The organism is Pseudomonas sp. HLG18, from assembly GCF_051903985.1.
GTDB classification, from domain to species: domain Bacteria; phylum Pseudomonadota; class Gammaproteobacteria; order Pseudomonadales; family Pseudomonadaceae; genus Aquipseudomonas; species Aquipseudomonas fluorescens_BT.
This window is the reverse complement of sequence record NZ_CP195831.1, coordinates 4,733,518-4,757,332: the sequence shown is the minus strand read 5'-3', so window position 1 is coordinate 4,757,332 and position 23,815 is coordinate 4,733,518. Positions and strand designations below refer to the sequence as shown.

The following is a 23,815-nucleotide window of genomic DNA, read 5'->3' as shown; positions in this document are numbered from 1 at the left end:
AACACAGTCTGTTCTGCATCGAATATTTATTTGCCGGGGCGCCCCTGTGGCGCGTCGCTACCGTGAGATAGCCGTCCTCCATGTTTGGTTCCAACGACGACAAGAAGACCCCAGCTGCGGCTGGCGAGAAAAAAAGCCTGTTCGGATGGCTGCGCAAAAAGCCGCAGGAACCCGTCGTCGAACAGCCGACTGCCATTCCTGAGCCAGCCCCGGCGCCAGCACCTGTCATAGAAGAAGTGCCGGCACCGGTTGTGCTTCCGATTGCCGAGCCGGTGCTGCAACCGGTGGCCGAGGCCGAGCCTGTAGCGCCGACCGCCGCTGAACTGCCCCTGACCCCGGCCGCCCAGCCGTGGCTGACCTTGCCGGTGGCCGAAGAGCCGGTGGCACTGGTTGAAGAGGCTGCGCCGCACATTACGCCGCCGATTCCGGCACCGGTTGCATTCACGCCTGAGCCTGTTCAGCCGCCGGTGGTCGAACCTGCTCCTGTCATTCCCGAGCCTGTGGTCGCTGCCCCGGTTGCGCCGATAGTCGCTGCACCTGCACCTGCACCTGCACCGATAGTCGCTGCGCCTGTCGCTGTCGTCGAAACCCCTGTCCAGGCCCCGCGCACCGAGGAAACCAAGGCCGGCTTCTTCGCCCGGCTCAAGCAAGGCCTGTCCAAGACCAGTGCCAGCATCGGCGAGGGCATGGCCAGCCTGTTCCTCGGCAAGAAAGCCATCGATGACGATCTGCTCGACGATCTTGAAACCCGTCTGCTGACCGCCGACGTTGGCGTCGAGGCGACGTCGGTCATCATCCAGCGCCTGACCCAGAAGGTCGCCCGCAAGGAACTGGCCGATTCCGACGCCCTGTACAAATCCCTGCAGGCCGAGCTGGCCGCGATGCTCAAACCGGTCGAGCAACCGCTGAAGATCGTTTCGCAGAACAAGCCGTTCGTGATCCTTGTGGTCGGTGTCAACGGCGCCGGCAAGACCACCACCATCGGCAAACTGGCGAAGAAGCTGCAACTGGAGGGCAAGAAGGTCATGCTCGCCGCGGGTGACACGTTCCGTGCTGCGGCTGTCGAGCAGTTACAGGTCTGGGGTGAGCGCAACAAGATCCCGGTGATCGCCCAGCACACTGGCGCGGACTCGGCCTCGGTGATCTTCGACGCCGTGCAGGCCGCCAAGGCCCGTGGCATCGACGTGCTGATCGCCGACACCGCCGGTCGTCTGCACACCAAAGACAACCTGATGGAAGAACTGAAAAAGGTTCGCCGGGTAATCGGCAAGCTCGACGCCGATGCGCCGCACGAAGTGCTGCTGGTGCTCGATGCCGGTACCGGCCAGAACGCCATCAATCAGGCCAAGCAATTCAACCAGACTGTCGAACTGACCGGCCTGGCGCTGACCAAGCTCGACGGCACGGCCAAGGGCGGGGTGATTTTTGCCCTGGCCAAGCAGTTTGGTCTGCCGATCCGCTACATCGGCGTCGGTGAAGGCATCGACGATCTGCGTACCTTTGAAGCCGAACCCTTTGTCCAGGCACTGTTTGCCGAGCGGGAGCGTTCATGATTCGTTTCGAACAGGTCGGTAAGCGCTACCCGAACGGTCACGTCGGCTTGCATGAGCTGAGCTTTCGAGTCCGTCGCGGCGAGTTCCTGTTTGTCACCGGCCACTCCGGTGCCGGTAAATCCACGTTGTTGCGCCTGCTGCTGGCGATGGAACGTCCGACCAGTGGCAAACTGTTGCTGGCCGGGCAAGACCTGAGCACCATCAGCAATGCGCAGATTCCGTTCCTGCGTCGGCAGATCGGTGTGGTGTTCCAGAACCATCAACTGTTGTTCGATCGCACGGTGTTCAACAACGTCGCGCTGCCGTTGCAGATTCTCGGGCTGTCCAAGGTCGAGATCGCCAAGCGCGTCGATTCGGCGCTGGAGCGCGTGGCGCTGTCGGACAAGGCCGATCTGTACCCCGGCGACCTGTCCACCGGTCAACAACAGCGCGTCGGCATTGCCCGCGCCATCGTTCACCGTCCGGCCTTGCTGCTGGCGGACGAACCGACCGGTAACCTCGACCCGCGTCTGGCGGCCGAGATCATGGGTGTGTTCGAAGATATCAACCGTCTGGGCACCAGCGTGCTGATCGCCAGTCACGACCTGGCGCTGATTGCGCGCATGCGCCATCGCATGCTGACCCTGCAACGCGGCCGATTGATCGGCGACGGGGAGGCCGGCGTATGAGTGCGACACGCAGTCCGAAGGTTTCCGAGCGCGTGGCTCCGAAGGCCGCCGATCCGCAACCGCCAAAGAAGAAAAAGCACGACGATGACGACGGGCCAGACTTTGCCACGTTGTTCCGTGCCTGGATCGAAAGTCACCGCGCCAGCTGGATCGACAGCCTGCGCCGTCTCGGCAAGCAGCCGATCGGCAGCTTCTTCACCTGCATGGTGATGGCGGTTGCGCTGAGTCTGCCGATGGGCCTGTCACTGTTGCTGAACAATGTCGAGCGTCTGGGTGGTTCATGGCAGCGCGCGGCGCAGATCTCGCTGTACCTGGAGCTTGAGGCCAGCCCGGCCCAGGGCGAAGCATTGCGTGATCAGATCAAAGGCATGCCCGGCGTAGCTGATGCTGAATATGTCGGCCGCGACCAGGCGCTGGAAGAGTTCCAGCAGCAGTCCGGATTGGGCGAAGCCCTGCGCGAGCTGCCGGAAAACCCGCTGCCGGGCGTGGTGCTGGTGACGCCGAAGGAGGTCGACAAGTCGACCCTGGAAGCATTAAGACAAAAACTTTCCGAGTTACCCAAGGTACAACAGGCGCAACTTGATCTAGTCTGGGTCGAGCGTCTGGCCGCCATCCTCAAGCTCGGCGACCGCTTTGTCTTCGGTCTGACGGTGTTGCTGGTTTCCGCATTACTTTTGGTGATAGGCAATACCATTCGTCTTCATATTGAAAACCGCCGCACAGAGATAGAAGTGATTAAACTCGTCGGCGGCACCGACAGCTATGTGCGTCGTCCCTTCCTTTATATGGGCGCGTTGTATGGCTTCGGTGCAGGGCTGCTGTCCTGGGGTGTGCTGGCGTTCGGCCTGAACTGGCTGAACGACGCGGTGGTTGGGCTGGCCGGCTTGTACGGCAGTGATTTCGCACTGGCCGGAGTGCCAGTTGCCGACGGTCTGTCGCTCTTGCTTGGCGCGGTGCTGTTGGGTTATATCGGTGCATGGATTGCAGTCGCACGTCATCTCAGGGAGCTGGCGCCGAAGTAGAATCTTTTTTGCGCGTGATTGGCCTTGCGGTTTTTTGGGAACTTGTACTTGAGTTCCCGGTCAATTTTTCGCAGTGCCGAAAGGCGCGAGTATGTAAGTCGGAGGTTTTTTCGTATGACCAATTCTTTGCAACCTGCGTATGCATTGGTTCCGGGCGCAAACCTGGAAGCTTATGTACACACCGTCAACAGCATTCCATTGCTGACGCCGGAGCAGGAGCGTGAACTGGCCGAGAGTCTCTACTATGAGCAGGATTTGGGGGCGGCTCGGCAGATGGTGCTCGCCCACCTGCGGTTTGTCGTACACATCGCCCGTAGCTATTCCGGCTACGGTCTGGCTCAGGCTGACCTGATCCAGGAAGGCAACGTCGGTCTGATGAAGGCCGTGAAGCGTTTCAACCCGGAAATGGGCGTGCGTCTGGTGTCCTTCGCGGTGCACTGGATCAAGGCCGAGATTCACGAGTTTATCCTGCGCAACTGGCGGATCGTGAAAGTCGCGACCACCAAGGCCCAGCGCAAGCTGTTCTTCAATCTGCGCAGCCAGAAGAAACGTCTGGCCTGGCTGAACAACGAGGAAGTCCACCGTGTGGCGGAAAGCCTCGGTGTCGAGCCGCGTGAAGTGCGTGAGATGGAAAGTCGCCTGACCGGCCATGACATGGCCTTCGACCCGGCTGCCGAAGCCGACGACGACAGTGCTTTCCAGTCACCGGCCAATTACCTGGAAGACCACCGGTACGACCCGGCGCGTCAACTGGAAGATGCCGACTGGAGCGACAATTCCAATCACAACCTGCACGAAGCGCTGGAAGTGCTGGACGAACGCAGCCGCGACATCCTCTACCAGCGCTGGCTGGCAGAAGAGAAAGCCACGCTGCACGACCTGGCGCAGAAGTACAACGTGTCGGCCGAGCGGATCCGTCAGCTCGAGAAGAGCGCGATGAACAAGCTCAAGTTGTCGATTGCCGCATAACCGGTAGTCCGGCAATAAAAAACGCCCCGATCAGTGATGATCGGGGCGTTTTTGTTTGCCTGTCACAAAGTCATTGGGCCCAGGGCGCCCGGCGGGAATCATTGAGTGTCAGCAGATAGCTGTCGCCACCCAGCTGGCTCATCTGCTGGCGAATCCAGCCGGCTCGGCGCGACACGTAAGCGGTCGGATGGCTGGCGCTCCAGACTCGGGGATTCGGCAGCACCGCCGCCAGGTAACTCGCCTGCTGTCGGGACAGCGACCTGGCACCTACGCCAAAGTGATGCCTTGCCGCTGCTTCGGCACCAAACACGCCGTCATCCCATTCGACACTGTTCAGGTACACCTCGAGAATCCGCTGCTTGGGCCAGAACACTTCGATCAGCGCAGTAAACCACGCCTCTAGACCTTTACGCAGATAGCTGCGACCGGACCACAAAAACAGGTTCTTCGACACTTGTTGGCTCAAGGTGCTGGCACCGCGGATCGAGCCGCCGAGTTCGTTGTGGGCCAGTGCGGCCTTGATTGCACTCAGGTCAAAACCCCAGTGCTCGGGGAATTTCTGGTCTTCGCCGGCAATCACCGCGACCTTCAGGTCATCGGAAATCTCGTCCCATGGCTTCCAGGTGCGTTGCAGATCGATCGGCTCGCCGTCGACCCAGGATTCGATCTTGCGCTCGACCATCAGCGCCGTGAACGGTGGCGGCACGAAGCGAAACACCAACACCAGCAATACGCTGCCGCCCGCGAACCAGAGCAGGGCCTTCGTGAAACGACGGAGAGATAAACGCAGCATAGAGATGGCTTGGCCGAACCGGTTGAGCGGGCCATTATACAGACCCTGCCGATCGAGTCTGACTGGAGTTCTACATGCTGCGTAGCTTTCTGATGCTGGCTGCCTTCTTTGGTTTCACCGGTGTCGGCCTCGGCGCATTCGCCGCCCACGGCCTGAAAAACCGGCTGACCCCGGAGTACCTCGCGATCTTCCACACCGGCGTCACCTATCAACTGGTGCACGCGCTGGCGCTGTTCGGCGTGGCGCTGCTGGCCACCCAGCTTCAGAGGCGGCTGGTCGCCTGGGCCGGCATCTCGTTCACCGTCGGCATCCTGCTGTTCTCCGGCAGCCTGTACCTGCTGACCACCCTCGGCATCGGCAAGCTCGGCATCATCACTCCGTTCGGTGGCCTGGCATTCCTGATCGGCTGGCTGTGCCTCGGGCTCGCCGCCTGGCGCCTGCAGCCAACCGCTTGACGCTTGGTGCTGACCTTTAGGTCATGATCGGGCTAGAATGCCACCCCCTAAAAAGTGATGGCGGCGTTGCGCATGCGCATTCAGTTGAACGGTGAATCCTTTGAACTGCCCGACGGTGAAACCGTTGCGGCCCTGCTGACCCGTCTGGATCTGACCGGACGCCGCGTCGCGGTCGAACTCAATCTGGATATCGTCCCGCGCAGCCAGCATGCCGACACCACTTTGAACGACGGCGACAACGTCGAAGTGGTGCACGCCATCGGCGGCGGCTAGTCGCCAGGCCTGCACGGGCCGAGAATTCTGCAAGACCCTCACCCCAACAGAGGATTCCCCATGAGCATCGTTCGTAGCGACAAGCCTTTCGTTCTGGCCGGTCGTACTTACCAGTCGCGTTTGCTGGTCGGTACCGGCAAGTACCGTGACATGGAAGAAACCCGCCTGGCCATCGAAGCCTCGGGTGCCGAGATCGTCACCTTCGCGGTGCGCCGCACCAACCTGGGCCAGATCGAAGGCGAGCCGAACCTGCTCGAAGTGCTGTCGCCGGATCGCTACACCTTCCTGCCGAACACCGCCGGCTGCTACGACGCGGTCGAAGCCGTGCGCACCTGCCGCCTGGCCCGTGAGCTGCTCGACGGCCACAACCTGGTGAAGCTGGAAGTGCTGGCCGACCAGAAAACCCTGTTCCCCAACGTGATCGAAACCCTCAAGGCCGCCGAAGTGCTGGTCAAGGAAGGCTTCGACGTGATGGTTTACACCAGCGACGACCCGATCATCGCCCGGCAACTGGCGGAAATCGGCTGCATCGCGGTCATGCCGCTGGCCGGTCTGATCGGTTCGGGCCTGGGGATCTGCAACCCGTACAACCTGCAGATCATCCTCGAAGAAGCCAAAATTCCGGTGCTGGTGGATGCCGGTGTCGGTACCGCTTCCGACGCCACCATCTCGATGGAGCTGGGCTGTGACGCGGTGCTGATGAACTCGGCCATCGCTCACGCCCAGCAGCCGATCATGATGGCCGAAGCCATGAAACACGCGATGGTCGCGGGCCGTCTGGCCTACCTCGCCGGCCGCATGCCGAAAAAACTCTATGCCAGCGCCTCTTCGCCGCTGGATGGTCTGATCAAGTAAGAGCTATTGATGACTGAATCGAACGACACGCCAATCCAGACGGAAGAAGGCGACGAGCGCCAACACCGCCGCATCAAGAGTTTCGTGATGCGCGCCGGGCGCATGACCGAAGGCCAGCAGCGCGGCCTGGATCAGGGCGCGCCGAAGTTCGTCCTGCCGCTGGCCGATGCGCCGGTGGATTACGACCAGGTGTTCGGCCGCGCCGCGCCGCGTTCGCTGGAGATCGGTTTCGGCATGGGCCACTCGCTGCTGGAAATGGCCGCCGCTGCGCCGGAACAGGATTTCATCGGTGTCGAGGTTCACCGTCCGGGTGTCGGCGCGCTGCTCAACGGCGTGCTGACTCAAGGCCTGACCAACCTGCGGGTCTACGATTGCGACGCGATCGAAGTGCTCAATCGCTGCATCGCCGACAACAGCCTCGATCGCCTGATGCTGTTCTTCCCGGATCCGTGGCACAAGAGCCGCCACCACAAGCGCCGCATCGTTCAGGCGTCCTTCGCTGAACTGGTGCGCAGCAAGCTGAAGGTTGGCGGCATTCTGCACATGGCCACCGACTGGGAGCCGTACGCCGAATACATGCTGGAAGTGATGAACGTCGCCCCGGGCTATCGCAACCTCGCCGAAGACGGCAAGTGCGTACCACGCCCGGCCGAGCGCCCGATCACCAAGTTCGAACGCCGCGGCGAGCGTCTTGGGCATGGCGTGTGGGATCTGAAGTTCGAGAAGCAGTCCTGAATATCACGCAACAATAAATGTGGGAGCGGGCTTGCTCGCGAAGGCGTCATGTCAGTCGATATCAATATCGAATGATCTACCGCTTTCGCGAGCAAGCCCGCTCCCACATTTGCGTTCTGTGTGTGCTGAAAATCAGCGGCGGTCAGCGACCACGCCAATCAGCACCAGCACCACCAACAACACCGGCGCCAGGCTGTAGTTGTTGAACTGGCTCAACCCCTTCACCACCCAAGGCGTGGCGTAGATCAGCGCGGCGCCGCTGCCGATCATGCACAGCAGGGCCATCAGCGGCACACGCAGGGCGCCGGCAATGCTGCCCAGGCGTTGCTCGACCCAGCCTTTGAAGTCGGCACCGAACAGCACCAGCAGGCAGCCCACCAGGGCCAGGGCGATTTCCGAGAGGTTGCTGCGGCTCCAGCGGGACACGGTGGCGAGCAGGTCGAGTATCAAATCCATGCGGTTTCCCCGGGAGCTAATCAGCTCAGAAATTTTTGCAGCAAGTCATTGAGAAAGAGTTGTCCGCGCTCGGTGGCCGCCAGACGTGACGGTTCGACCTGCAACAGGCCGCTTTGTTCGGCCTCGCGGCGGTGTTCGTCGAGGCTCTCCAGCGGCAGGCCGGTGCGCTCGGGATACAGGCGTGATTCCACGCCGGCAGTCAGGCGCAGGGCGTTCATCAGGAACTCGAACGGCATCTCGTCGTTGGTCAGGGCTTTCTCGCCGGCCTGGAAGCTTTTGGCCGGGTTGAGGTAGTCCTTTGGCAGGCGCGTCTTCCAGGTGCGCACGATGCGCCCGTCCGGGTGACTGAGCTTGCCGTGGGCGCCGGCGCCGATGCCGATGAAGTCGCCGAAACTCCAGTAGTTGAGATTATGCCGCGCCGGGCGGCCCGGTTGCGCATAGGCGGAAACTTCGTACTGCGCGTAACCGTGCTCGGCCAGCAGCGCCTGACCAGCCTCTTGAATGTCCCACAACGTATCGTCTTCCGGCAGCACTGGCGGCTGGTTCCAGAACACGGTGTTCGGCTCCAGCGTCAGCTGATACCAGGAAATGTGTGTCGGCTTCAGTTCGATGGCCTGACGCAGGTCGCTCAAGGCATCGTCCAGCGACTGGTCCGGCAAGCCGTGCATCAAGTCGAGGTTGAAGTTATCGAACCCGGCCTGGCGCGCCATGCCGGCGGCGCGTACCGCTTCATCGCCGTTGTGGATGCGGCCGAGGGCCTTGAGTTTTTCCTGCTGGAAGCTCTGGATACCGATCGACAGGCGATTGATCCCCAGTTTGCGGTAGGCGACGAACTTCTCCTGTTCGAAGGTCCCGGGGTTGGCTTCCAGGGTGATTTCGATGTCATCGGCAAATGGGATGCGCTGTTTGACGCCTTCCAGCAAGCGACCAAGGGCTTGTGCGCTGAACAGACTCGGTGTACCGCCGCCAAAGAAGATCGAACTCAACTCACGGCCATACACCGCGTGCAGATCCTGGTCGAGGTCGGCCAGCATCGCGTCGACGTACTCTTGCTCCGGCAGCACGGGGCTGGCGGTGTGGGAGTTGAAGTCGCAATACGGGCATTTGCGCACACACCACGGAATGTGGATGTACAGCGCCAGGGGCGGCAGCGTCGGCAACGGTGCCCGAGGCGAGGAGGCGGCGCCGCCGATAATCAGCGACGACGCGCAGGAGCTATCGGTCATTTCAAGCCCAGACGCTGGCGCAGCAGATCCATTGCACGGGCGCGGTGGCTGATCTGGTTCTTGTCGCTCGGGCTCAGCTCGGCGCTGGACACGTTACGCTCCGGCACCCAGAACAGCGGATCGTAACCAAAACCGTGCTCGCCGCTGGCGGCGGTCAGGATGCGTCCGTGCCACAGGCCTTCGCACAGGATCGGCAGCGGATCGTCAGCGTGACGCACCAGCGCCAGCACGCAGACGAACTGTGCGCCGCGTTCGGCTTCAGGCACATCCTTCAAGGCGTCGAGCAGCTTGGCGTTGTTCGCCGCATCGCCTTTGCCGTCGGCATAGCGCGCCGAGTAGATGCCCGGCGCACCGCCGAGGAAATCCACCGCCAGACCCGAATCGTCAGCCAGCGCCGGCAGCCCAGAAATACGCGCCGCGTTGCGGGCCTTGAGGATCGCGTTCTCGACGAACGACAGACCGGTTTCTTCCGGTTCCACGCTGCTGAATTCGCCGATCGAGCGCAGGTGCACCGATTTGCCGAGCATGGCCTGGAGTTCCTTGAGTTTGCCGGCGTTATGGCTGGCCAGTACGAGTTGCTTGAGATTGATCATTGGCCAGGGAAAAGCTCTTGGTTGAAATTGATGGTGTTGATCTTGTCGCCGGTCTGCACCTTGATTTCGAAGGTGCGGGTTTCCTGCTGTTCCACCGGGTACTGGGCGATGTAGTAGATCGCGCCCTGTTCGGTGACCTGACGGAAATTCAGGGTCACGCTCTGGCTGGTCAGATCTTTCACCGTACCGGTGACGTTGGCGATCAACGGCTTGCCATCCTTGATCACCGAGACATTGATCACGCCCTGGTTCTTGCTGCGGATCAGCTCGGCAGCCTTGGCGATGTCCGGTTGCAGGTAGGTCGAGTTGAAGGTGTTGTAGTGCACCGTCACGTCGCCGAAGGTTTCCTGGCGCTCGCTCTTGATGGCATCGGCGGCCACGGCCGACAGGCTCAGGCAGGCGGCCAATAACGCGGTAATCAGGCGTCCCATGTTCGTTCTCCTCGCAATGTCGTGGTTCAGACCGCGATTCTGTGATCCTGCAGCCCCGGGCTGCTGACGCGGTAGATACCGATCTCACCTAACAGATTAGGCCATAGCTTACTGGCCCACCCGTGGCGGTGCTGTTGATCCACGGCAAGCCGATCAATGACCTTCGCCTCACGTTCGCGACAAAGTTCTTCAAAGTCTTCGAAGGTGCAGAAGTGAATGTTCGGCGTGTTGTACCAGGTGTACGGCAGGAATTCGGATACCGGCATCCGGCCCTTGCTCGCCAGATACCAGCGGCAGCGCCAGTGACCGAAGTTGGGGAAGGTGATGATGCACTGGCGGCCGACCCGCAGCATTTCGTCGAGGATCTTGTCCGGGTAATGCACAGCTTGCAGGGCCTGGGTCATCACCACCACGTCGAAGCTGTTGCTGGCGAAGTTGCCCAGGCCCTTGTCCAGGTCCTGCTCGATGACGTTGATGCCCTTGGCCACGCACTCGGCGATGTTGTCCGGGTCGTTTTCCAGGCCATAACCGGTGACCTGCTTGTGGTCGCGCAGCCAGGTCAGCAACTCGCCGTCGCCGCAACCGAGGTCGAGTACACGGCTGCCGGCGGGGATCCACTCCTGGATGATTTCCAGATCAGCTCTCATGGCTTTCTCACAACGTAATGCGGTTCATGTAATTGCCGAACGCCTGCAAATAACGCGGGATCGGAATCAGGAAGGCGTCGTGGCCCTGCGGCGCGTCGATTTCCAGGTAGCTGACGTCCTTGCGCGCGGCCATCAGCGCGTCCACCAGCTCTCGCGAGCGGGCCGGGGAGAAGCGCCAGTCGGTGGTGAACGACATCACGCAGAATTTGGCTTTCGCACCTTCGAAGGTTTTCGCCAGGTTATCGTCGAAGTTGGCCGCCGGATCGAAGTAGTCCAGCGCCTTGGTCATCAACAGATAGGTGTTGGCGTCGAAGCGCCCGGAGAACTCTTCGCCCTGATAACGCAGGTAGCTTTCGACCTGGAACTCGACGCTGTGGAAGTCGTAGTTGAGCTTTTCGCTCTTCAGGCCGCGGCCGAATTTTTCGCCCATGGAGTCGTCGGACAGGTAGGTGATGTGCCCCACCATCCGCGCCAGCATCAGCCCGCGTTTGGGGATCACGCCGTGTTCCTGGAATGAGCCGCCGTGGAATTCCGGGTCGGTGAGGATCGCCTGGCGCGCCACTTCGTTGAAGGCGATGTTCTGCGCCGACAGCTTGGGGGCCGAGGCGATGGCCAGACAGTGGCGTACGCGGTCCGGATACGTGATGGTCCATTGCAGCGCCTGCATGCCGCCGAGGCTGCCGCCGATCACTGCCGCCCACTGCCCGATGCCGAGCCGGTCGGCCAGGCGTGCCTGGCTGTGCACCCAGTCTTCCACGGTCAGCACCGGGAAGTCGGCGCCGAACGGCTTGCCGGTTTCCGGATTGAGGCTGCTCGGGCCGGTAGAACCGTTGCAGCCGCCGAGGTTGTTCAGGCTGACCACGAAGAACTTGTTGGTGTCGATCGGTTTGCCGGGGCCGATGCAGCTGTCCCACCAGCCGGGCTTGCGGTCGTCGACGCTGTGGTAGCCGGCGGCGTGGTGGTGGCCGGACAAGGCGTGGCAGATCAACACGGCGTTGCTCGCTTGCGCGTTGAGCGTGCCGTAGGTTTCGTAGATCAGGTCATAAGCGGCCAGCGAACGGCCGCAGGCCAGGGCCAGCGGTTCGCTGAAGTGCGCCGTTTGTGGCGTCACCAGACCAACAGAATCGGGGGGAAAGGCAGCTGGCATCGACCCTGCTCTCGTTGAAATGAGGCGTAAGTCTAAAGACCGGTGGGGTTAGCGGCAAGCAACGATCAGGGGCGGCAGAGCCCCGGCAAATCCGGCAGCTTCTTCGGCGAGCAGATCTTCACGCGCTTCTGCCGGTTCAACTCACCGCTGAGCAAACTGACCTGGCTCTTGGAGACCCCGAAAGCCTTGGCCAGAAACCCCATCAGGTACGCATTGGCCTTGCCCTCGACCGGCGGGGCGGTCAGGCGGATCTTCAGGCGGTCGCCGTGCAGCCCGGCGAAGTCATCGCTGCGGGCTGCCGGTTGCAGGTGACACTCGAGGATCAGGTCGTCACCGTCCCAACGAAACCAGCTCACATCAACAGGCGCAGGATTTCCGGCATCATCGTCATCGCCGCGAGGTTGTTGATCACCAGCATGTCGATCAGCTTCAGCGCGAGGAAGGCGAAGATCGGCGACAGGTCCAGGCCGCCCATGCTCGGCAGGAAGCGGCGGAACGGCGCCAGGGCCGGTTCACAGATCTGGTTGACCAGCTCGGCGCCCGGGTTGTGGCTGCCCGGAGCGACCCAGGACAGGATCACGCTGATGATCAGGGCGAAGAAGAAGATCTTCAGGAACAGCGCGGTCACGCCGATGATCGACCAGATGAACAGTTGCAGCGGGTTGCCGGTGGTGCCGTAGGTCAGCAGCAGGGTCAGCGCCATCAGAGCCAGTTGCACAAGGATCGCCAGCACCAGCGACGACATGTCCAGGCCGAACAGGCTCGGGATGATCCGGCGCAGTGGCTTGAGCAGCGGCTGGGTAGCCTTGACCACGAACTGGCACAGCGGGTTGTAGAAGTTCGCCCGCACCAGTTGCAGGACGAAGCGCAGCAGCACGATCAGCAGGTACAGGCTGCCGAGGGTTTGCAGCACGTAGACCGCTGCGGTGTTCAATCCAATCATGTAAGGCTCCTTATTTGCCCAGTTGTTCGGCCATTTCGGCCGAGCGGTGCGCGGCGGCGCCGAGTGCTTTTTCCACCAGGGCTTCGAAGCCACCGGCCTGGAACGATTTGATTGCAGCTTCCGTGGTGCCGGCCGGCGAGGTCACGCGGCGGCGCAGTTCGGCGGCGTCGACGTCGCTGGACACGGCCATGTGCGCCGCGCCCAGCGCGGTTTGCAGGGTCAGTTGTTCGGCGGTTTCCTTCGGCAGGCCGAGTTTGACGCCAGCGGCGGTCATGGCTTCGATCAGCAGGAAAAAATACGCGGGGCCGGAACCGGAGACGGCGGTGACCGCGTCCAGTTGCTGCTCTTCGTTCAGCCACAGGGCGATGCCCACGGCGGACAGCAGCTCTTCGGCCTGCTGGCGCTGTTCGGCGCTGACTTCGCCGGTGGCGTACAGACCGCTCACGCCCTGACGCAGCAGCGCCGGGGTGTTGGGCATGCAGCGCACGATTGGCTGTTCACCGAGCCACGCAGTCATGCTGGCGCAAGTAATGCCGGCGGCGATGGACACCACCAGTTGATTCGGCTTCAGGCTCGGGCGGATCGCTTCGCACACGGCTTTCATGGCCTGTGGCTTGACCGCCAGTACCACCACGTCAGCGCCGTCGATGGCCTGAGCATTGTCGGCGAAGGTCTCGATGCCGTGTTCGGCGCTGACCCGGTTGCGGGTCTCTTCACCCGGATCACTGGCGCGGATGTGTGCGGCTTCCAGACCCTTGGCCCGCAGGCCGCCGATCAGGCTGGCGGCCATGTTGCCGGCTCCGATAAAGGCGATACGTGTGTTGCTCATGTCAGGTCCTTATCTGGAAATCATCAAGATGGGGAATAGTCGCGGGCGCCAAACAGGGCCGTACCGATACGGACCCAGGTCGCGCCTTGGGCAATGGCCGACTCGAGGTCGTGGCTCATGCCCATGGAAAGCGTGTCGAGCGGCAGGTCGAGGTCGGCCTGCAACTTCTGAACGGCGGCGAATGCAGCGTCTTGTTCGGCGCGATCTTCGGTTGGCTCGGGGATTGCCATCAAGCCGCGCAGCTTCAGGCGCGGCAGCGCGCTGATGGCCTGGGCCAGGGCCGGCAGGTCGGCCGGGGTGCAGCCGGACTTGCTGGCTTCACCACTGACGTTGACCTGAATGCAGATGTTCAGCGGCGGCAGCTCCGCCGGGCGTTGTTCGGACAGGCGTTGGGCGATTTTCAGACGATCCACGGAGTGCACCCAGGCGAAATGCTCGGCAATCGAGCGGGTCTTGTTCGACTGAATGGGGCCGATGAAGTGCCAGATCAAGGGTAGGTCGGCCAGTTCGAGCTGTTTGGCCAGGGCTTCCTGCAGGTAGTTCTCGCCAAAGTCGCGCAGGCCGGCGGCATAAGCTTCGCGCAGGGCTTCGGACGGTTTGGTCTTGCTCACGGCCAGTAGCTGGACGCTGTTTTCATCGCGTCCGGCGGCAGCGGTGGCGGCATGAATACGCGAACTAACCTGGAGAATGTTGTCTGCTATCGTGGACATCAAGAGGCGCCAGCGGTCTGAAGGTTCGCGGCATTCTACTGGAATTGAGGGACGCTATGGATATCACTGAACTGCTGGCCTTCAGCGCCAAACAGGGCGCTTCCGACCTGCACCTGTCGGCCGGTCTGCCACCGATGATCCGCGTGGATGGCGATGTGCGACGGATCAATCTGCCGGCGCTGGATCACAAGCAGGTGCACGAGCTGATCTACGACATCATGAACGACACCCAGCGAGTGGAGTTCGAGAAACATCTGGAAACCGACTTTTCCTTCGAAGTGCCCGGTGTGGCGCGGTTTCGGGTCAATGCCTTCAACCAGAACCGTGGCGCCGGCGCTGTGTTCCGTACCATCCCGTCGAAAGTGCTGAGCATGGAAGACCTCGCCATGGGCGACGTCTTTCGCAAAATCACCGATGCTCCGCGGGGGCTCGTGCTGGTCACCGGACCAACCGGCTCCGGCAAATCCACGACGCTTGCGGCGATGATCGATTACCTCAATACCCACCGTCATCACCACATCCTGACCATCGAAGACCCCATCGAATTCGTCCACGAATCGCGTAAATGCCTGATCAATCAGCGTGAAGTCCACCGCGATACCCGCAGTTTCGCCACGGCATTGCGTTCAGCGCTGCGCGAAGACCCGGACGTGATCCTGGTCGGCGAGATGCGTGATCTGGAAACCATCCGCCTGGCGCTGACGGCGGCCGAGACCGGGCACTTGGTGTTCGGCACGCTGCACACCACGTCGGCGGCCAAGACCATCGACCGGGTGGTGGATGTGTTTCCGGGGGATGAGAAGTCCATGGTGCGCTCGATGTTGTCCGAGTCATTGCTGGCCGTGGTGTCGCAGACATTGATCAAGAAGATCGGCGGCGGCCGGGTGGCGGCACACGAGATCATGCTGGGGACGTCGGCGATCCGTAACTTGATCCGCGAGGACAAGGTGGCGCAGATGTATTCGGCGATTCAGACCGGCGGGTCGCTGGGGATGCAGACACTCGACATGTGCCTGAAGGATCTGGTGACCAAGGGCCTGATCAGTCGTGAACATGCGCGGGAGAAGGCGCGGACACCGGATAATTTCTAGGGACGAAAAAAAAACGCAGCCCGAAGGCTGCGTTTTTTATGATCTGTACAGATCAGCGCTGAACCACGCGCATCTGCTTGCCACCTGGTTCTTTCGGCAGCACGCGCTTGGCAACCACGTAATGTTGTTCCCAATACGGTTTGTTCAGCGTATCGATACTCACCGCTTTGCCACGGCGTGGTGCGTGGATGAAGCGGTCGTTGCCCAGGTAGATGGCAACGTGATTGACCCGACGGCTTTTGATATTGAAGAAAATCAGGTCGCCAGGCTTGAGGTCCTTGCGCTCGACTTTCTCGCCGTGACCACTGGCCATGGCATTCGAGGTACGCGGCAGGTCGAACGTGGCGTCGTTGAACGCGTATTTGACCAGACCGCTGCAGTCGAAGCCTTTGCTCGGGCTGCTGCCGCCCCAACGGTAAGGTGTACCGAGGACGTTCACCGCACGACTGAGGACGTTACTGCTTTCCTTGTTCGCCATCGGTGGAACCAGCTTGCCGTGACTCTTGCTGGCGAGCGTGGTGTGTTTCGTTTGCTTGCCTTTGTTCGTAGGAGCAGAGGCATGGGATTTGGGAGTGAAACCGTTAACGTTGGGAAGACGTTGCTCACGATTGGTGGCGTGGGCGGCCAGTGGCATTAATAGGCAAATAGTTAGCCATGTCTTGAAAAATGGACGCATTAGGCAGGGCTCTTATGTGTTAGCGCGCAACTTTATAACAGCTTTTTTGTCCCTTCCGAGGCCGTTGGTCGATTCAATCAGGTGCCAACGGAACCAAACAAGCGGCAAAAAAACGCAATTGTCGGACAGAAGTCCGGTGCTATAAGGCTTTGACGGACCACAAGGTAGCATTTGCCGTACGTCGGCTACCTGTAAAAAAGTCACAAAGAATTAAAGAATATTTATCTATCGCGTGTATCGAGGTCTTAATGAACGGCTATCAGCTGCCCCGTGTGAAGGAAAAAGACACCCATAGCAAGGTGATCGGTTACCTGTTGTGGATATTCGGTTTCACAGGTTCTCACCGCTTCTATTACGGCAAGCCGGTGACCGGCACGATCTGGTTTTTCACCTTCGGGTTACTGGGGATCGGCTGGCTGATCGACGTGTTCCTGATCCCGGCGATGGACCGGGAAGCGGACCTGCGCTTTGCGGCGGGACCGATCGAATACAACGTGGCGTGGATTCTGCTGACATTCCTCGGGGTGTTCGGTGTGCACCGGATGTATCAGGGCAAGTGGATCAGCGGCCTGCTGTACCTGCTGACGGGCGGGCTGTTCTTTATTGGCGTGCTGTATGACTTCTGGACGCTGAACGATCAGGTATCGGTGCGTAACGCCGAGGGCAGAGGCGCTTTCCAATAAAGCTTCGCGAGCAAGCTCGCCCCCACAGGGTTCGCGGTGACCCTTGTGGGAGCGAGCTCGCTCGCGATTGGGGCAACTCGGTATCAAGCCTGGTGGCTGATCCGGCCATCCACCAATGTGTAACGCACCACACCCGGCAGGCTATGGCCGAGGAACGGGCAGTTCTCGCCCTTCGACAGCCAGCTTTCGCCGGCTACTGTCGAAGCCTTCGGATCGAACAGCACGATATCCGCTGCACCCCCCACCGCCAGTTTGCCCGCCGGCAGGCGCAGGGCCTCGGCCGGGCCGGCGCTCAGGCGCGCCAGCAGGGTCGGCAGATCAAGCAGACCGTCTTCGACCAGCGTCATCGCCAGCGGCAGCAGCAGTTCAACGCTGCTGATGCCTGGCTCGGTCGCGCCGAACGGTGCCAGTTTGGCATCGCGCTCGTGGGGCTGGTGATGGCTGGAAATCGCCGAGACCACGCCGGACTTCACCGCTTCACGCAGGCCGTCGCGGTCGGCGCGGGTGCGCAGCGGCGGTTGCACGTGATACAGGCTGCTGAAGTCGATCAGCGCTTCGTCCGTCAGGATCAGCTGATACAGGGCGACATCCGCCGTGACTTTCAAGCCACGAGCCTGGGCCTGGGCAATCAGAGCCACGCCGCGAGCGCTGGTCAGCTGGCTGAAGTGCGCGCGCACGCCGGTCTGTTCGACCAGCAGCAGATCCCGGGCCAAAGCCACGGTTTCAGCGGTTTCCGGGATACCCGGCAGGCCGAGGAAACTGGCGGTGGCGCCTTCGTGGGCCAGGCCGCCGTCGGCGAGGTCGTGATCCTGCGAGTTGAAAATCACCGTCAGGTCGAAGGTCGCCGCGTAATCCAGCGCCCGGCACAGGGTGCGGGTATTGCGGAAGCTTTCCAGGCCGTTGCCGAACGCCACGCAACCGGCGTCGCGCAGGGCCACCAGTTCGGCCAGCTGTTCGCCATCCAGACCTTTGCTCAGCGCACCGATCGGGAACACCTTGGTGTTGCCGGCCTCGCGGGCGCGGTCGAGGATCAACTCGGCCACGGCGGAGGTGTCGAGCACCGGTTTGGTTTTCGGCGGGCAGCACAGGCTGGTCACGCCGCCGGCCGCCGCAGCGCGGGTTTCGCTGGCGATGGTGCCTTTGCGGCTGTAGCCCGGCTCGCGCAGGGCGACGTTCAGGTCGACCAGCCCCGGAGCGGCGACGAGGCCTTTGGCGTCGATGGTTTCGACGGCGGTGAAACCGGCCGGTGCGGCGCCGAGGGCGACGATCTTGCAGGCTTCAACGTGAATATCGGTGATTTGATCCAGGCCGCTGCTTGGATCGATGACGCGGGCGCCGAGAATGCTGAGCTTCACTGGGCGTTCTCCTGCTCGAATTGACGCTGCGCTGTTTGTCCGCTCATGGCCATCGACAGCACGGCCATACGGATCGCGATGCCGTAGGTGACTTGATTGAGGATCACCGAGTGCGGGCCGTCGGCCACCGCCGACTCGATCTCCACGCCGCGGTTGATCGGCCCCGGGTGCATGACGATGCAATCGGGCTTGGCGCCGGCCAGGCGCGCGGTGGTCAGACCGAACAGGCGGTAGAACTCGCCTTCGCTCGGCAGCAGGCCGCCGGTCATGCGCTCGCGCTGCAGGCGCAGCATGATTACCACGTCGACGTCTTTCAGACCTTCGGTCATGTCGGTGTAGACCTTCACGCCGTACTGCTCAATGCCGATCGGCAGCAGGGTTTTGGGCGCGATCACGCGGATGTCCTGGCAACCGAGGGTCTTCAGGGCCAGCATGTTCGAACGCGCCACCCGCGAGTGCAGGATGTCGCCGACGATGGCCACCGAGAGGTTCTCGAAACCGCCCTTGTGACGGCGGATGGTCAGCATGTCGAGCATGCCCTGGGTCGGGTGCGCGTGTCGGCCGTCGCCGCCGTTGATGATCGCCACCTGCGGGCAGACATGTTCGGCGATGAAGTGCGCAGCGCCCGAGTCACCGTGGCGCACGACGAACATGTCGGCGGCCATGGCTTCCAGGTTGCGCAGGGTGTCGAGCAGGGTTTCGCCCTTGCTGGCCGACGAGGTCGACACGTTCAGGGTGATCACGTCCGCCGACAGGCGCTGGGCCGCCAGTTCGAAGGTGGTGCGGGTGCGGGTGGAGTTTTCGAAGAACACGTTGCACACGGTTTTGCCGCGCAGCAACGGGACCTTCTTCACGGCCCGGGCGCCGACTTCGAGGAACGAGTCGGCGGTGTCGAGGATTTCCGTCAGCAACTCGCGGCGCAGGCCGTCGAGGGAGAGGAAGTGGCGCAGCTGGCCCTGATCATTGAGCTGCAGCGGGCGCTTGGTATCTAGAGGCGTCATCGCGAATGGGACTCTCAATAGGGCGGATTAAAGGGCAAGGTCTTGCAGTTCGAGGGCCAGCTCCGGCCCGGACAGCTTGACCCGCTCATGGGCGGCCAGCGACAGCGTCGCGCCGACCACGTTCGGGCGGATCGGCAGTTCGCCGGCGTCCAGGTCCAGCAGGCAGACCAGCGTCACGCTGGCCGGGCGGCCGTAGTCGAACAGTTCGTTCATGGCGGCGCGGATGGTCCGGCCGCTCATCAATACGTCGTCGATCAGCACCAGATGCTGGCCTTCGATTTCGAAGGGCAGGGCGGACGGACGCACTTGCGGGTGCAGGCCGTTCTGGCTGAAGTCGTCGCGGTAGAAGGAAACATCCAGCGTGCCCAATGGCGCGTCGCTGCCCAGTTCTTTGAGCAGGGCCTGGGCGACCCAGACGCCGCCGGTGCGGATGCCGATGTAACGCGGTTCGCTGATATTGCGCTGGGCAAGGTGCGCCTTGAGGCGGGTCGCCATCTGGCTGATCAGATCGGCGGGATTGGGCAGGCTCATGGTTGCTCCTTCTCGGGGTCGAGCCGGTTCTCGCGAACCGGGGCTCGGGTTGTAACCAAAAGAAAAGCGCCGTAGCGCTTGTCAGGATTCAAACAGTGCGGTGTTTTCGTCGAGCCAGCCCTGCAACAGCAGGGCGGCGGCGATGGCGTCCACCGGGTTGTCGCGGTAACTGCCTTTCTGTCCCCCGCGCACCAGTCGTTCGCCCTTGGCTTCGAAGGTCGTCAGGCGTTCGTCGTGGGTATAGAAAGGCAGGTTGAAGCGGCCATTGAGGCGGCGGGCGAATTTCTCGGCGCGGGCGCACATTTCGCTGGGCGTACCGTCCATGTTCAGCGGCAGGCCGACCACCACGGCGTCGGGTTTCCATTCCTTTATCAGGGCTTCGACCTGATTCCAGTCCGGTACACCGTTTTGCGCCTTCAAGGTGCACAGTTCGCGAGCCTGGCCGGTAATCACCTGGCCGACCGCCACGCCGATCTGTTTGGTGCCGTAGTCGAAGCCGAGGATCAGGCGCAGGGCCATCAGGCGTGTCCTGCCTGGCTGGTCAGCAGGCTGAGGTTGATCCCCAGGTGCTTGGCCGCCGCTTCCAGGCGCAGTTCACTGCTGGTGTTGAACAGGATGTCGGCGTCGTACGGGCAGGTCAGCCAGGCGTTGTCGGCCATTTCAGCCTCCAGTTGCCCGGCTTCCCAACCGGCGTAACCGAGAGTGATGACGCTCTTGGCCGGGCCCACGCCGTCGGCGATGGCGAACAGCACGTCCTGCGAGGTGGACAGGGCCAGATCGCCCTCCAGCTCGACGGTGGCCTGGAAGGTCTGGCCCGCCGGGTGCAGGACAAAACCGCGATCGGTCTGCACCGGGCCGCCGATGAAGATCGGCACATGCTGGCACAGTGCTGGCGGATCGATGTCGGGGCGCAGTTGTTCGAGGATGTCGGCCAGATTCAGCTCTTGCGGTCGGTTGACCACCAGCCCCATGGCGCCATTGGCCGTGTGCTCGACGATGTAGGTCAAGGTATGGGCAAAGTTCGGGTCGGCCATGTGTGGCATGGCGATCAGGAAGTGATGCTTGAGGTAGCTGGGGCTGACGTTTTTCATGTGCGCTAGTGTGGCGTTCGGGGGGCGAACTGACAAGCTGGAGCGGGCAAAAGATCGACTCAGTTACTGGACAACCGGTCGCCCCGGGCGAATTTCCAGGTGCGGATGATTTCCAGCCGGTCGATGTCCGACAGGTCCCCGGTAAACGGTGCAAACGGGGCTGCCAGCCGCACGATGCGCTGCGCCGCCTGATCCAGCAGCGGCTGGCCGGATGATTCCAGCACCAGCACTTCATACAGCGAGCCGTCGCGGTTGATCGACACCATCAGACGCAAATTGCCGTAAATCTGCTGGCGCCGGGCCTCTTCCGGGTAATTGAGGTTGCCGATGCGCTCGACCTTCCTGCGCCACTCGTCCTTGTACCAGGCCCCCTTGTCGCGCATGGTCGAGGCGGCGCTCAGGCGGTGGATGCGCGGGCGCTTGGCGTACAACTGTTGTTCGTTGGCCAGTTCGGCTTCGAGGCTGGCGATGTCGCTGGAGAGCTGCGAACTGTCGAAAGTCGGGGCGTCGACCGTTGGTTTTGTCTCGGTCTTCGCTTCTTCTTTCTTGGTCGGCGCCTTTTTCGGTTTCGGCGCGACGGTGGTCACCGCCGCCTTGGGCGCGGCTTCCTGCACCTGCGGCTTGGCGGCCGGTGGCGGAGTGACCTTCTTGACCTGGTTGTCCTGGAACGGCGCGACCTCGGTGGTCTTGGGAATCGCCTTCTTGTCGAGGGTGCCGCTGCCTTCCTGGTTTTCCTGGGCGAGGAAATCGGCCTTCGCCGGCTTCTTTTCGCTCTTGAAGGTGGCGAGGGTGATTTCCAGGGTTTTGCTGATCTGCTTGGGCTCGACCATGGTGAAACCCACGCCGAGCAGCAACGCCAAATGGATCAGCGCCGCGAGAAACAGGGTAAATCCGAGGCGATCGACCGGGCGCACGCCTTTATGGGCGAGTTCAGCGGGCAGATCGGACGGAAGTGTCATGACAAGAAAACCAACATCGCGTTTTTCACAGGCCGCGCATGATAACGCAATGTTGGTTTCACGCCTTGGGCTTCAAGCATCAAGCGACAGGCTGCATGTGACACACATCAAGCTTGCAGCTTTTTCTCGATCGCATCCATCAGCATCCCGCCGATGTCGGTGCCAAAGGCATTGTCGATCTCGCGGATGCAGGTCGGGCTGGTGACGTTGATTTCGGTCAGGTGCTCGCCGATCACGTCCAGGCCGACGAACAGCAGGCCTTTCTCGCGCAAGGTCGGGCCGACCTGGGCGGCGATCCAGCGATCCTTGTCGGTCAACGGACGGGCTTCGCCACGGCCGCCGGCCGCGAGGTTGCCACGGGTTTCGCCCTGGGCCGGAATCCGCGCCAGGCAGTAATCCACCGGCTCGCCGTCGATCATCAGGATGCGCTTGTCGCCATCGACGATGGCCGGCAGGTAACCCTGGATCATGATCTGCTGCTTGCCGTGCAAGGTCAGGGTTTCCAGAATCACCGACAGGTTCGGATGACCGGCGGTGTGACGGAAAATCGACGAGCCGCCCATGCCGTCCAGCGGCTTGAGGATCACGTCACCGTGGTGGTCGGCGAATTCGCGCAACACGTCCGGGCGACGGCTGACGATGGTCGGCGGCGTGCACTGCGGGAACAGTGTGGCGAACAACTTCTCGTTGCAGTCGCGCAGGCTCTGCGGCTTGTTGACCACCAGTACGCCAGCCGCTTCGGCCTGTTCGAGCAGGTAGGTGGAGTAGACGAATTCCATGTCGAACGGCGGATCCTTGCGCATCAGGATCACGTTCAGGTCGCTGAGCAGGGAATCCTGTTCGGCGCCCAGTTCGAACCATTTTTCCGGGTTGGCGAAGACTTTCAGCGGCTTCATCCGCGCCCGTGCCTGACCTTCGGCCTGATAAAGGTCTTTCTGTTCCATGTAGAACAGTTCCCAGCCGCGCTTCTGCGCCGCCAGCAGCATGGCCAGCGAGCTATCCTTTTTATAGGAAATGCTGGCGATAGGGTCCATGACAATCCCGACGCGAACGCTCATTGGGTTTTCCTCGAAAATTGGCTACCGGATCGGTATGAAAAAAGTGCCGCCAGAGTGGCGCCGGGCGGGTTTTCGGTCAAGGAAAAACCCGTCGATAGATTGCGTCAGGAGACTGTGCTAAAAAGGCTCCCAGCCGTGTTGGCCCTTGAACATCAAGGGTTTCCAGCCATCAGTCATCGCAAAACGGACAAATTGATTCGCAAAGGCGACGGTAGAGCCCCCTTATGGAACAGCAGTCCAGCGCCTTGAAGGTCATGGTGATCGATGACTCGAAAACGATTCGTCGCACCGCCGAGACCCTGTTGAAAAATGCAGGGTGCGAAGTCATCACGGCGATCGACGGTTTCGACGCCCTGGCGAAGATCGCCGACCACCACCCCGGGATCATTTTTGTCGACATCATGATGCCGCGTCTGGATGGTTATCAGACCTGCGCTTTAATCAAGAACAACAGTGCTTTCAAGGCAACGCCGGTGATCATGCTGTCGTCCCGCGACGGGCTGTTCGACAAGGCCAAGGGGCGGATTGTCGGTTCCGATCAATTTTTGACCAAGCCTTTCAGCAAGGAAGAACTGCTCGACGCGATTGCGGCCCATGTTCCGGGCTTTGCCGCTGATTTGCCGCAGTAAGACACGCACCGTGACGCTCGGCCAGCGGGCCCGGTGTCGACAAGAAAAATGGGGGAAACCATGGCACGTATTCTGATCGTCGATGATTCGCCGACCGAAATGTACAAACTCACCGGCATGCTGGAAAAGCACGGCCACGAAGTGTTGAAAGCCGAAAACGGCGCCGACGGCGTGGCCCTGGCCCGTCAGGAAAAGCCCGATGCCGTGCTGATGGACATCGTCATGCCCGGCCTCAACGGTTTCCAGGCGACCCGTCAGCTGACCAAGGACGCTGAAACCAGCCACATCCCGGTCATCATCATCACCACCAAGGATCAGGAAACCGACAAGGTCTGGGGCACTCGCCAGGGCGCCAGGGATTACCTGACCAAACCGGTCGACGAAGACACGCTGATCAAGACCCTGAACAACGTGCTGGCCGGTTGATCGCGCCGTC

Annotated in this window: 31 protein-coding genes; 12 read left to right on the top strand and 19 right to left on the bottom strand. The window is 61.7% G+C overall.

Translation table 11 applies throughout. From position 1 onward, the window contains the following. The first annotated feature begins 80 nt into the window (after positions 1-80). The 4 genes from ftsY (at position 81) to rpoH (ending at position 4,212) form a co-directional block, all read left to right on the top strand. On the top strand, positions 81-1,553 hold the full coding sequence (gene ftsY / locus ACSPX5_RS21930; RefSeq protein ID WP_439820247.1) for a signal recognition particle-docking protein FtsY: 1,473 nt from the start codon (positions 81-83) through the stop codon (positions 1,551-1,553). Further along, positions 1,550-2,221: a cell division ATP-binding protein FtsE gene (ftsE, locus tag ACSPX5_RS21925; RefSeq protein ID WP_064380087.1), complete on the top strand. Its 672-nt coding sequence runs from the start codon at positions 1,550-1,552 to the stop codon at positions 2,219-2,221. The genes ftsY and ftsE overlap by 4 nt, the downstream gene beginning before the upstream one ends. Further along, the gene (gene ftsX, locus ACSPX5_RS21920; RefSeq protein ID WP_169432307.1) at positions 2,218-3,243 is read left to right on the top strand and encodes a permease-like cell division protein FtsX; all 1,026 of its coding nucleotides are present in this window, start codon (positions 2,218-2,220) and stop codon (positions 3,241-3,243) included. Before ftsE ends, ftsX begins: the two co-directional genes overlap by 4 nt. A gap of 114 nt (positions 3,244-3,357) precedes the next feature. Next, positions 3,358-4,212: an RNA polymerase sigma factor RpoH gene (rpoH, locus tag ACSPX5_RS21915; RefSeq protein ID WP_003229146.1), complete on the top strand. Its 855-nt coding sequence runs from the start codon at positions 3,358-3,360 to the stop codon at positions 4,210-4,212. 70 nt (positions 4,213-4,282) lie between these two features. On the opposite strand, the gene mtgA is transcribed toward rpoH, so the two are convergent. Next, on the bottom strand, positions 4,283-5,005 hold the full coding sequence (gene mtgA / locus ACSPX5_RS21910) for a monofunctional biosynthetic peptidoglycan transglycosylase (RefSeq protein ID WP_439820246.1): 723 nt from the start codon (positions 5,003-5,005) through the stop codon (positions 4,283-4,285). Positions 5,006-5,079: 74 nt separating this feature from the next. On the opposite strand from mtgA, the gene ACSPX5_RS21905 reads away from it, so the two are divergent. The 4 genes from ACSPX5_RS21905 (at position 5,080) to trmB (ending at position 7,323) form a co-directional block, all read left to right on the top strand. Continuing rightward, entirely contained in the window at positions 5,080-5,460 is a 381-nt protein-coding gene (locus ACSPX5_RS21905) for a DUF423 domain-containing protein (protein WP_439820245.1), read from the top strand. A 72-nt stretch (positions 5,461-5,532) separates the two neighbouring features. After that, positions 5,533-5,733, top strand: a complete 201-nt coding sequence (thiS, locus tag ACSPX5_RS21900) for a sulfur carrier protein ThiS (protein ID WP_007953386.1) — start codon at positions 5,533-5,535, stop codon at positions 5,731-5,733. A 60-nt stretch (positions 5,734-5,793) separates the two neighbouring features. Continuing rightward, positions 5,794-6,588 carry a thiazole synthase gene (locus tag ACSPX5_RS21895; RefSeq protein WP_439820244.1) on the top strand — a complete coding sequence of 265 codons (795 nt, stop codon included), beginning with the start codon at positions 5,794-5,796 and terminating at the stop codon, positions 6,586-6,588. 9 nt (positions 6,589-6,597) lie between these two features. After that, positions 6,598-7,323 carry a tRNA (guanosine(46)-N7)-methyltransferase TrmB gene (trmB, locus tag ACSPX5_RS21890; RefSeq protein ID WP_439820243.1) on the top strand — a complete coding sequence of 242 codons (726 nt, stop codon included), beginning with the start codon at positions 6,598-6,600 and terminating at the stop codon, positions 7,321-7,323. Between the two features lie 132 nt (positions 7,324-7,455). Here trmB and ACSPX5_RS21885 read toward each other — a convergent pair whose 3' ends face one another. The 10 genes from ACSPX5_RS21885 to ACSPX5_RS21840 all read right to left on the bottom strand — a co-directional run bounded on the left by ACSPX5_RS21885 (position 7,456) and on the right by ACSPX5_RS21840 (position 14,305). Further along, the gene (locus ACSPX5_RS21885; RefSeq protein ID WP_011336381.1) at positions 7,456-7,779 is read right to left on the bottom strand and encodes a DUF3392 domain-containing protein; all 324 of its coding nucleotides are present in this window, start codon (positions 7,777-7,779) and stop codon (positions 7,456-7,458) included. 20 nt (positions 7,780-7,799) lie between these two features. Beyond that, positions 7,800-9,005: a radical SAM family heme chaperone HemW gene (gene hemW, locus ACSPX5_RS21880; RefSeq protein ID WP_249314347.1), complete on the bottom strand. Its 1,206-nt coding sequence runs from the start codon at positions 9,003-9,005 to the stop codon at positions 7,800-7,802. Next, complete coding sequence (rdgB, locus tag ACSPX5_RS21875; protein WP_439820242.1) at positions 9,002-9,598, bottom strand: RdgB/HAM1 family non-canonical purine NTP pyrophosphatase; 597 nt, start codon at positions 9,596-9,598, stop codon at positions 9,002-9,004. The genes hemW and rdgB overlap by 4 nt, the downstream gene beginning before the upstream one ends. Then, complete coding sequence (locus tag ACSPX5_RS21870; RefSeq protein ID WP_169432303.1) at positions 9,595-10,029, bottom strand: DUF4426 domain-containing protein; 435 nt, start codon at positions 10,027-10,029, stop codon at positions 9,595-9,597. Before ACSPX5_RS21870 ends, rdgB begins: the two co-directional genes overlap by 4 nt. 26 nt (positions 10,030-10,055) lie before the next feature. Further along, complete coding sequence (metW, locus tag ACSPX5_RS21865; protein ID WP_096817600.1) at positions 10,056-10,676, bottom strand: methionine biosynthesis protein MetW; 621 nt, start codon at positions 10,674-10,676, stop codon at positions 10,056-10,058. Between the two features lie 7 nt (positions 10,677-10,683). After that, entirely contained in the window at positions 10,684-11,823 is a 1,140-nt protein-coding gene (metX, locus tag ACSPX5_RS21860) for a homoserine O-succinyltransferase MetX (protein WP_169432302.1), read from the bottom strand. Positions 11,824-11,888: 65 nt separating this feature from the next. Further along, positions 11,889-12,179 carry a DUF167 domain-containing protein gene (locus ACSPX5_RS21855; protein WP_169432301.1) on the bottom strand — a complete coding sequence of 97 codons (291 nt, stop codon included), beginning with the start codon at positions 12,177-12,179 and terminating at the stop codon, positions 11,889-11,891. Further along, complete coding sequence (locus ACSPX5_RS21850; protein WP_085709070.1) at positions 12,176-12,766, bottom strand: YggT family protein; 591 nt, start codon at positions 12,764-12,766, stop codon at positions 12,176-12,178. Before ACSPX5_RS21850 ends, ACSPX5_RS21855 begins: the two co-directional genes overlap by 4 nt. A 10-nt stretch (positions 12,767-12,776) precedes the next feature. Next, entirely contained in the window at positions 12,777-13,595 is an 819-nt protein-coding gene (proC, locus tag ACSPX5_RS21845; protein WP_085731569.1) for a pyrroline-5-carboxylate reductase, read from the bottom strand. 23 nt (positions 13,596-13,618) lie between these two features. Continuing rightward, positions 13,619-14,305 (bottom strand): YggS family pyridoxal phosphate-dependent enzyme, encoded by a 687-nt coding sequence (locus tag ACSPX5_RS21840; protein WP_169432299.1) that lies wholly within the window; start codon positions 14,303-14,305, stop codon positions 13,619-13,621. A gap of 56 nt (positions 14,306-14,361) precedes the next feature. Here ACSPX5_RS21840 and ACSPX5_RS21835 point away from each other — a divergent pair, with 56 nt between their 5' ends. Continuing rightward, the gene (locus ACSPX5_RS21835; RefSeq protein WP_114886090.1) at positions 14,362-15,396 is read left to right on the top strand and encodes a type IV pilus twitching motility protein PilT; all 1,035 of its coding nucleotides are present in this window, start codon (positions 14,362-14,364) and stop codon (positions 15,394-15,396) included. Between the two features lie 52 nt (positions 15,397-15,448). Here the strand turns inward: ACSPX5_RS21835 and ACSPX5_RS21830 are convergent, their stop codons facing one another. Next, the gene (locus ACSPX5_RS21830) at positions 15,449-16,072 is read right to left on the bottom strand and encodes a C40 family peptidase (protein ID WP_169432298.1); all 624 of its coding nucleotides are present in this window, start codon (positions 16,070-16,072) and stop codon (positions 15,449-15,451) included. Between the two features lie 248 nt (positions 16,073-16,320). Here ACSPX5_RS21830 and ACSPX5_RS21825 point away from each other — a divergent pair, with 248 nt between their 5' ends. Then, positions 16,321-16,755: an NINE protein gene (locus tag ACSPX5_RS21825; protein WP_169432297.1), complete on the top strand. Its 435-nt coding sequence runs from the start codon at positions 16,321-16,323 to the stop codon at positions 16,753-16,755. 83 nt (positions 16,756-16,838) lie between these two features. On the opposite strand, the gene ACSPX5_RS21820 is transcribed toward ACSPX5_RS21825, so the two are convergent. The 7 genes from ACSPX5_RS21820 to gshB all read right to left on the bottom strand — a co-directional run bounded on the left by ACSPX5_RS21820 (position 16,839) and on the right by gshB (position 22,750). Then, positions 16,839-18,110, bottom strand: a complete 1,272-nt coding sequence (locus ACSPX5_RS21820; protein ID WP_439820241.1) for a dihydroorotase — start codon at positions 18,108-18,110, stop codon at positions 16,839-16,841. After that, a complete protein-coding gene (locus tag ACSPX5_RS21815; protein ID WP_108591854.1) occupies positions 18,107-19,111 on the bottom strand; it encodes an aspartate carbamoyltransferase catalytic subunit in 1,005 nt (334 codons plus the stop codon). Before ACSPX5_RS21815 ends, ACSPX5_RS21820 begins: the two co-directional genes overlap by 4 nt. A gap of 27 nt (positions 19,112-19,138) precedes the next feature. Next, positions 19,139-19,642, bottom strand: coding sequence for a bifunctional pyr operon transcriptional regulator/uracil phosphoribosyltransferase PyrR (gene pyrR, locus ACSPX5_RS21810; protein ID WP_207863789.1), 504 nt, complete (start codon positions 19,640-19,642; stop codon positions 19,139-19,141). 81 nt (positions 19,643-19,723) lie between these two features. Next, positions 19,724-20,161, bottom strand: coding sequence for a Holliday junction resolvase RuvX (ruvX, locus tag ACSPX5_RS21805; protein WP_007953334.1), 438 nt, complete (start codon positions 20,159-20,161; stop codon positions 19,724-19,726). Continuing rightward, the gene (locus tag ACSPX5_RS21800) at positions 20,161-20,733 is read right to left on the bottom strand and encodes a YqgE/AlgH family protein (RefSeq protein WP_169432294.1); all 573 of its coding nucleotides are present in this window, start codon (positions 20,731-20,733) and stop codon (positions 20,161-20,163) included. The genes ruvX and ACSPX5_RS21800 overlap by 1 nt, the downstream gene beginning before the upstream one ends. Positions 20,734-20,792: 59 nt before the next feature. Beyond that, entirely contained in the window at positions 20,793-21,692 is a 900-nt protein-coding gene (locus tag ACSPX5_RS21795; RefSeq protein WP_169432293.1) for an energy transducer TonB, read from the bottom strand. A gap of 107 nt (positions 21,693-21,799) precedes the next feature. Then, complete coding sequence (gene gshB, locus ACSPX5_RS21790) at positions 21,800-22,750, bottom strand: glutathione synthase (RefSeq protein WP_323159774.1); 951 nt, start codon at positions 22,748-22,750, stop codon at positions 21,800-21,802. Positions 22,751-22,974: 224 nt separating this feature from the next. Here gshB and pilG point away from each other — a divergent pair, with 224 nt between their 5' ends. Both pilG and pilH read left to right on the top strand, forming a co-directional pair. Further along, entirely contained in the window at positions 22,975-23,379 is a 405-nt protein-coding gene (gene pilG / locus ACSPX5_RS21785; RefSeq protein ID WP_065258976.1) for a twitching motility response regulator PilG, read from the top strand. 60 nt (positions 23,380-23,439) lie between these two features. Further along, complete coding sequence (gene pilH / locus ACSPX5_RS21780; RefSeq protein ID WP_011336365.1) at positions 23,440-23,805, top strand: twitching motility response regulator PilH; 366 nt, start codon at positions 23,440-23,442, stop codon at positions 23,803-23,805. The last annotated feature ends 10 nt before the right edge of the window (positions 23,806-23,815 follow it).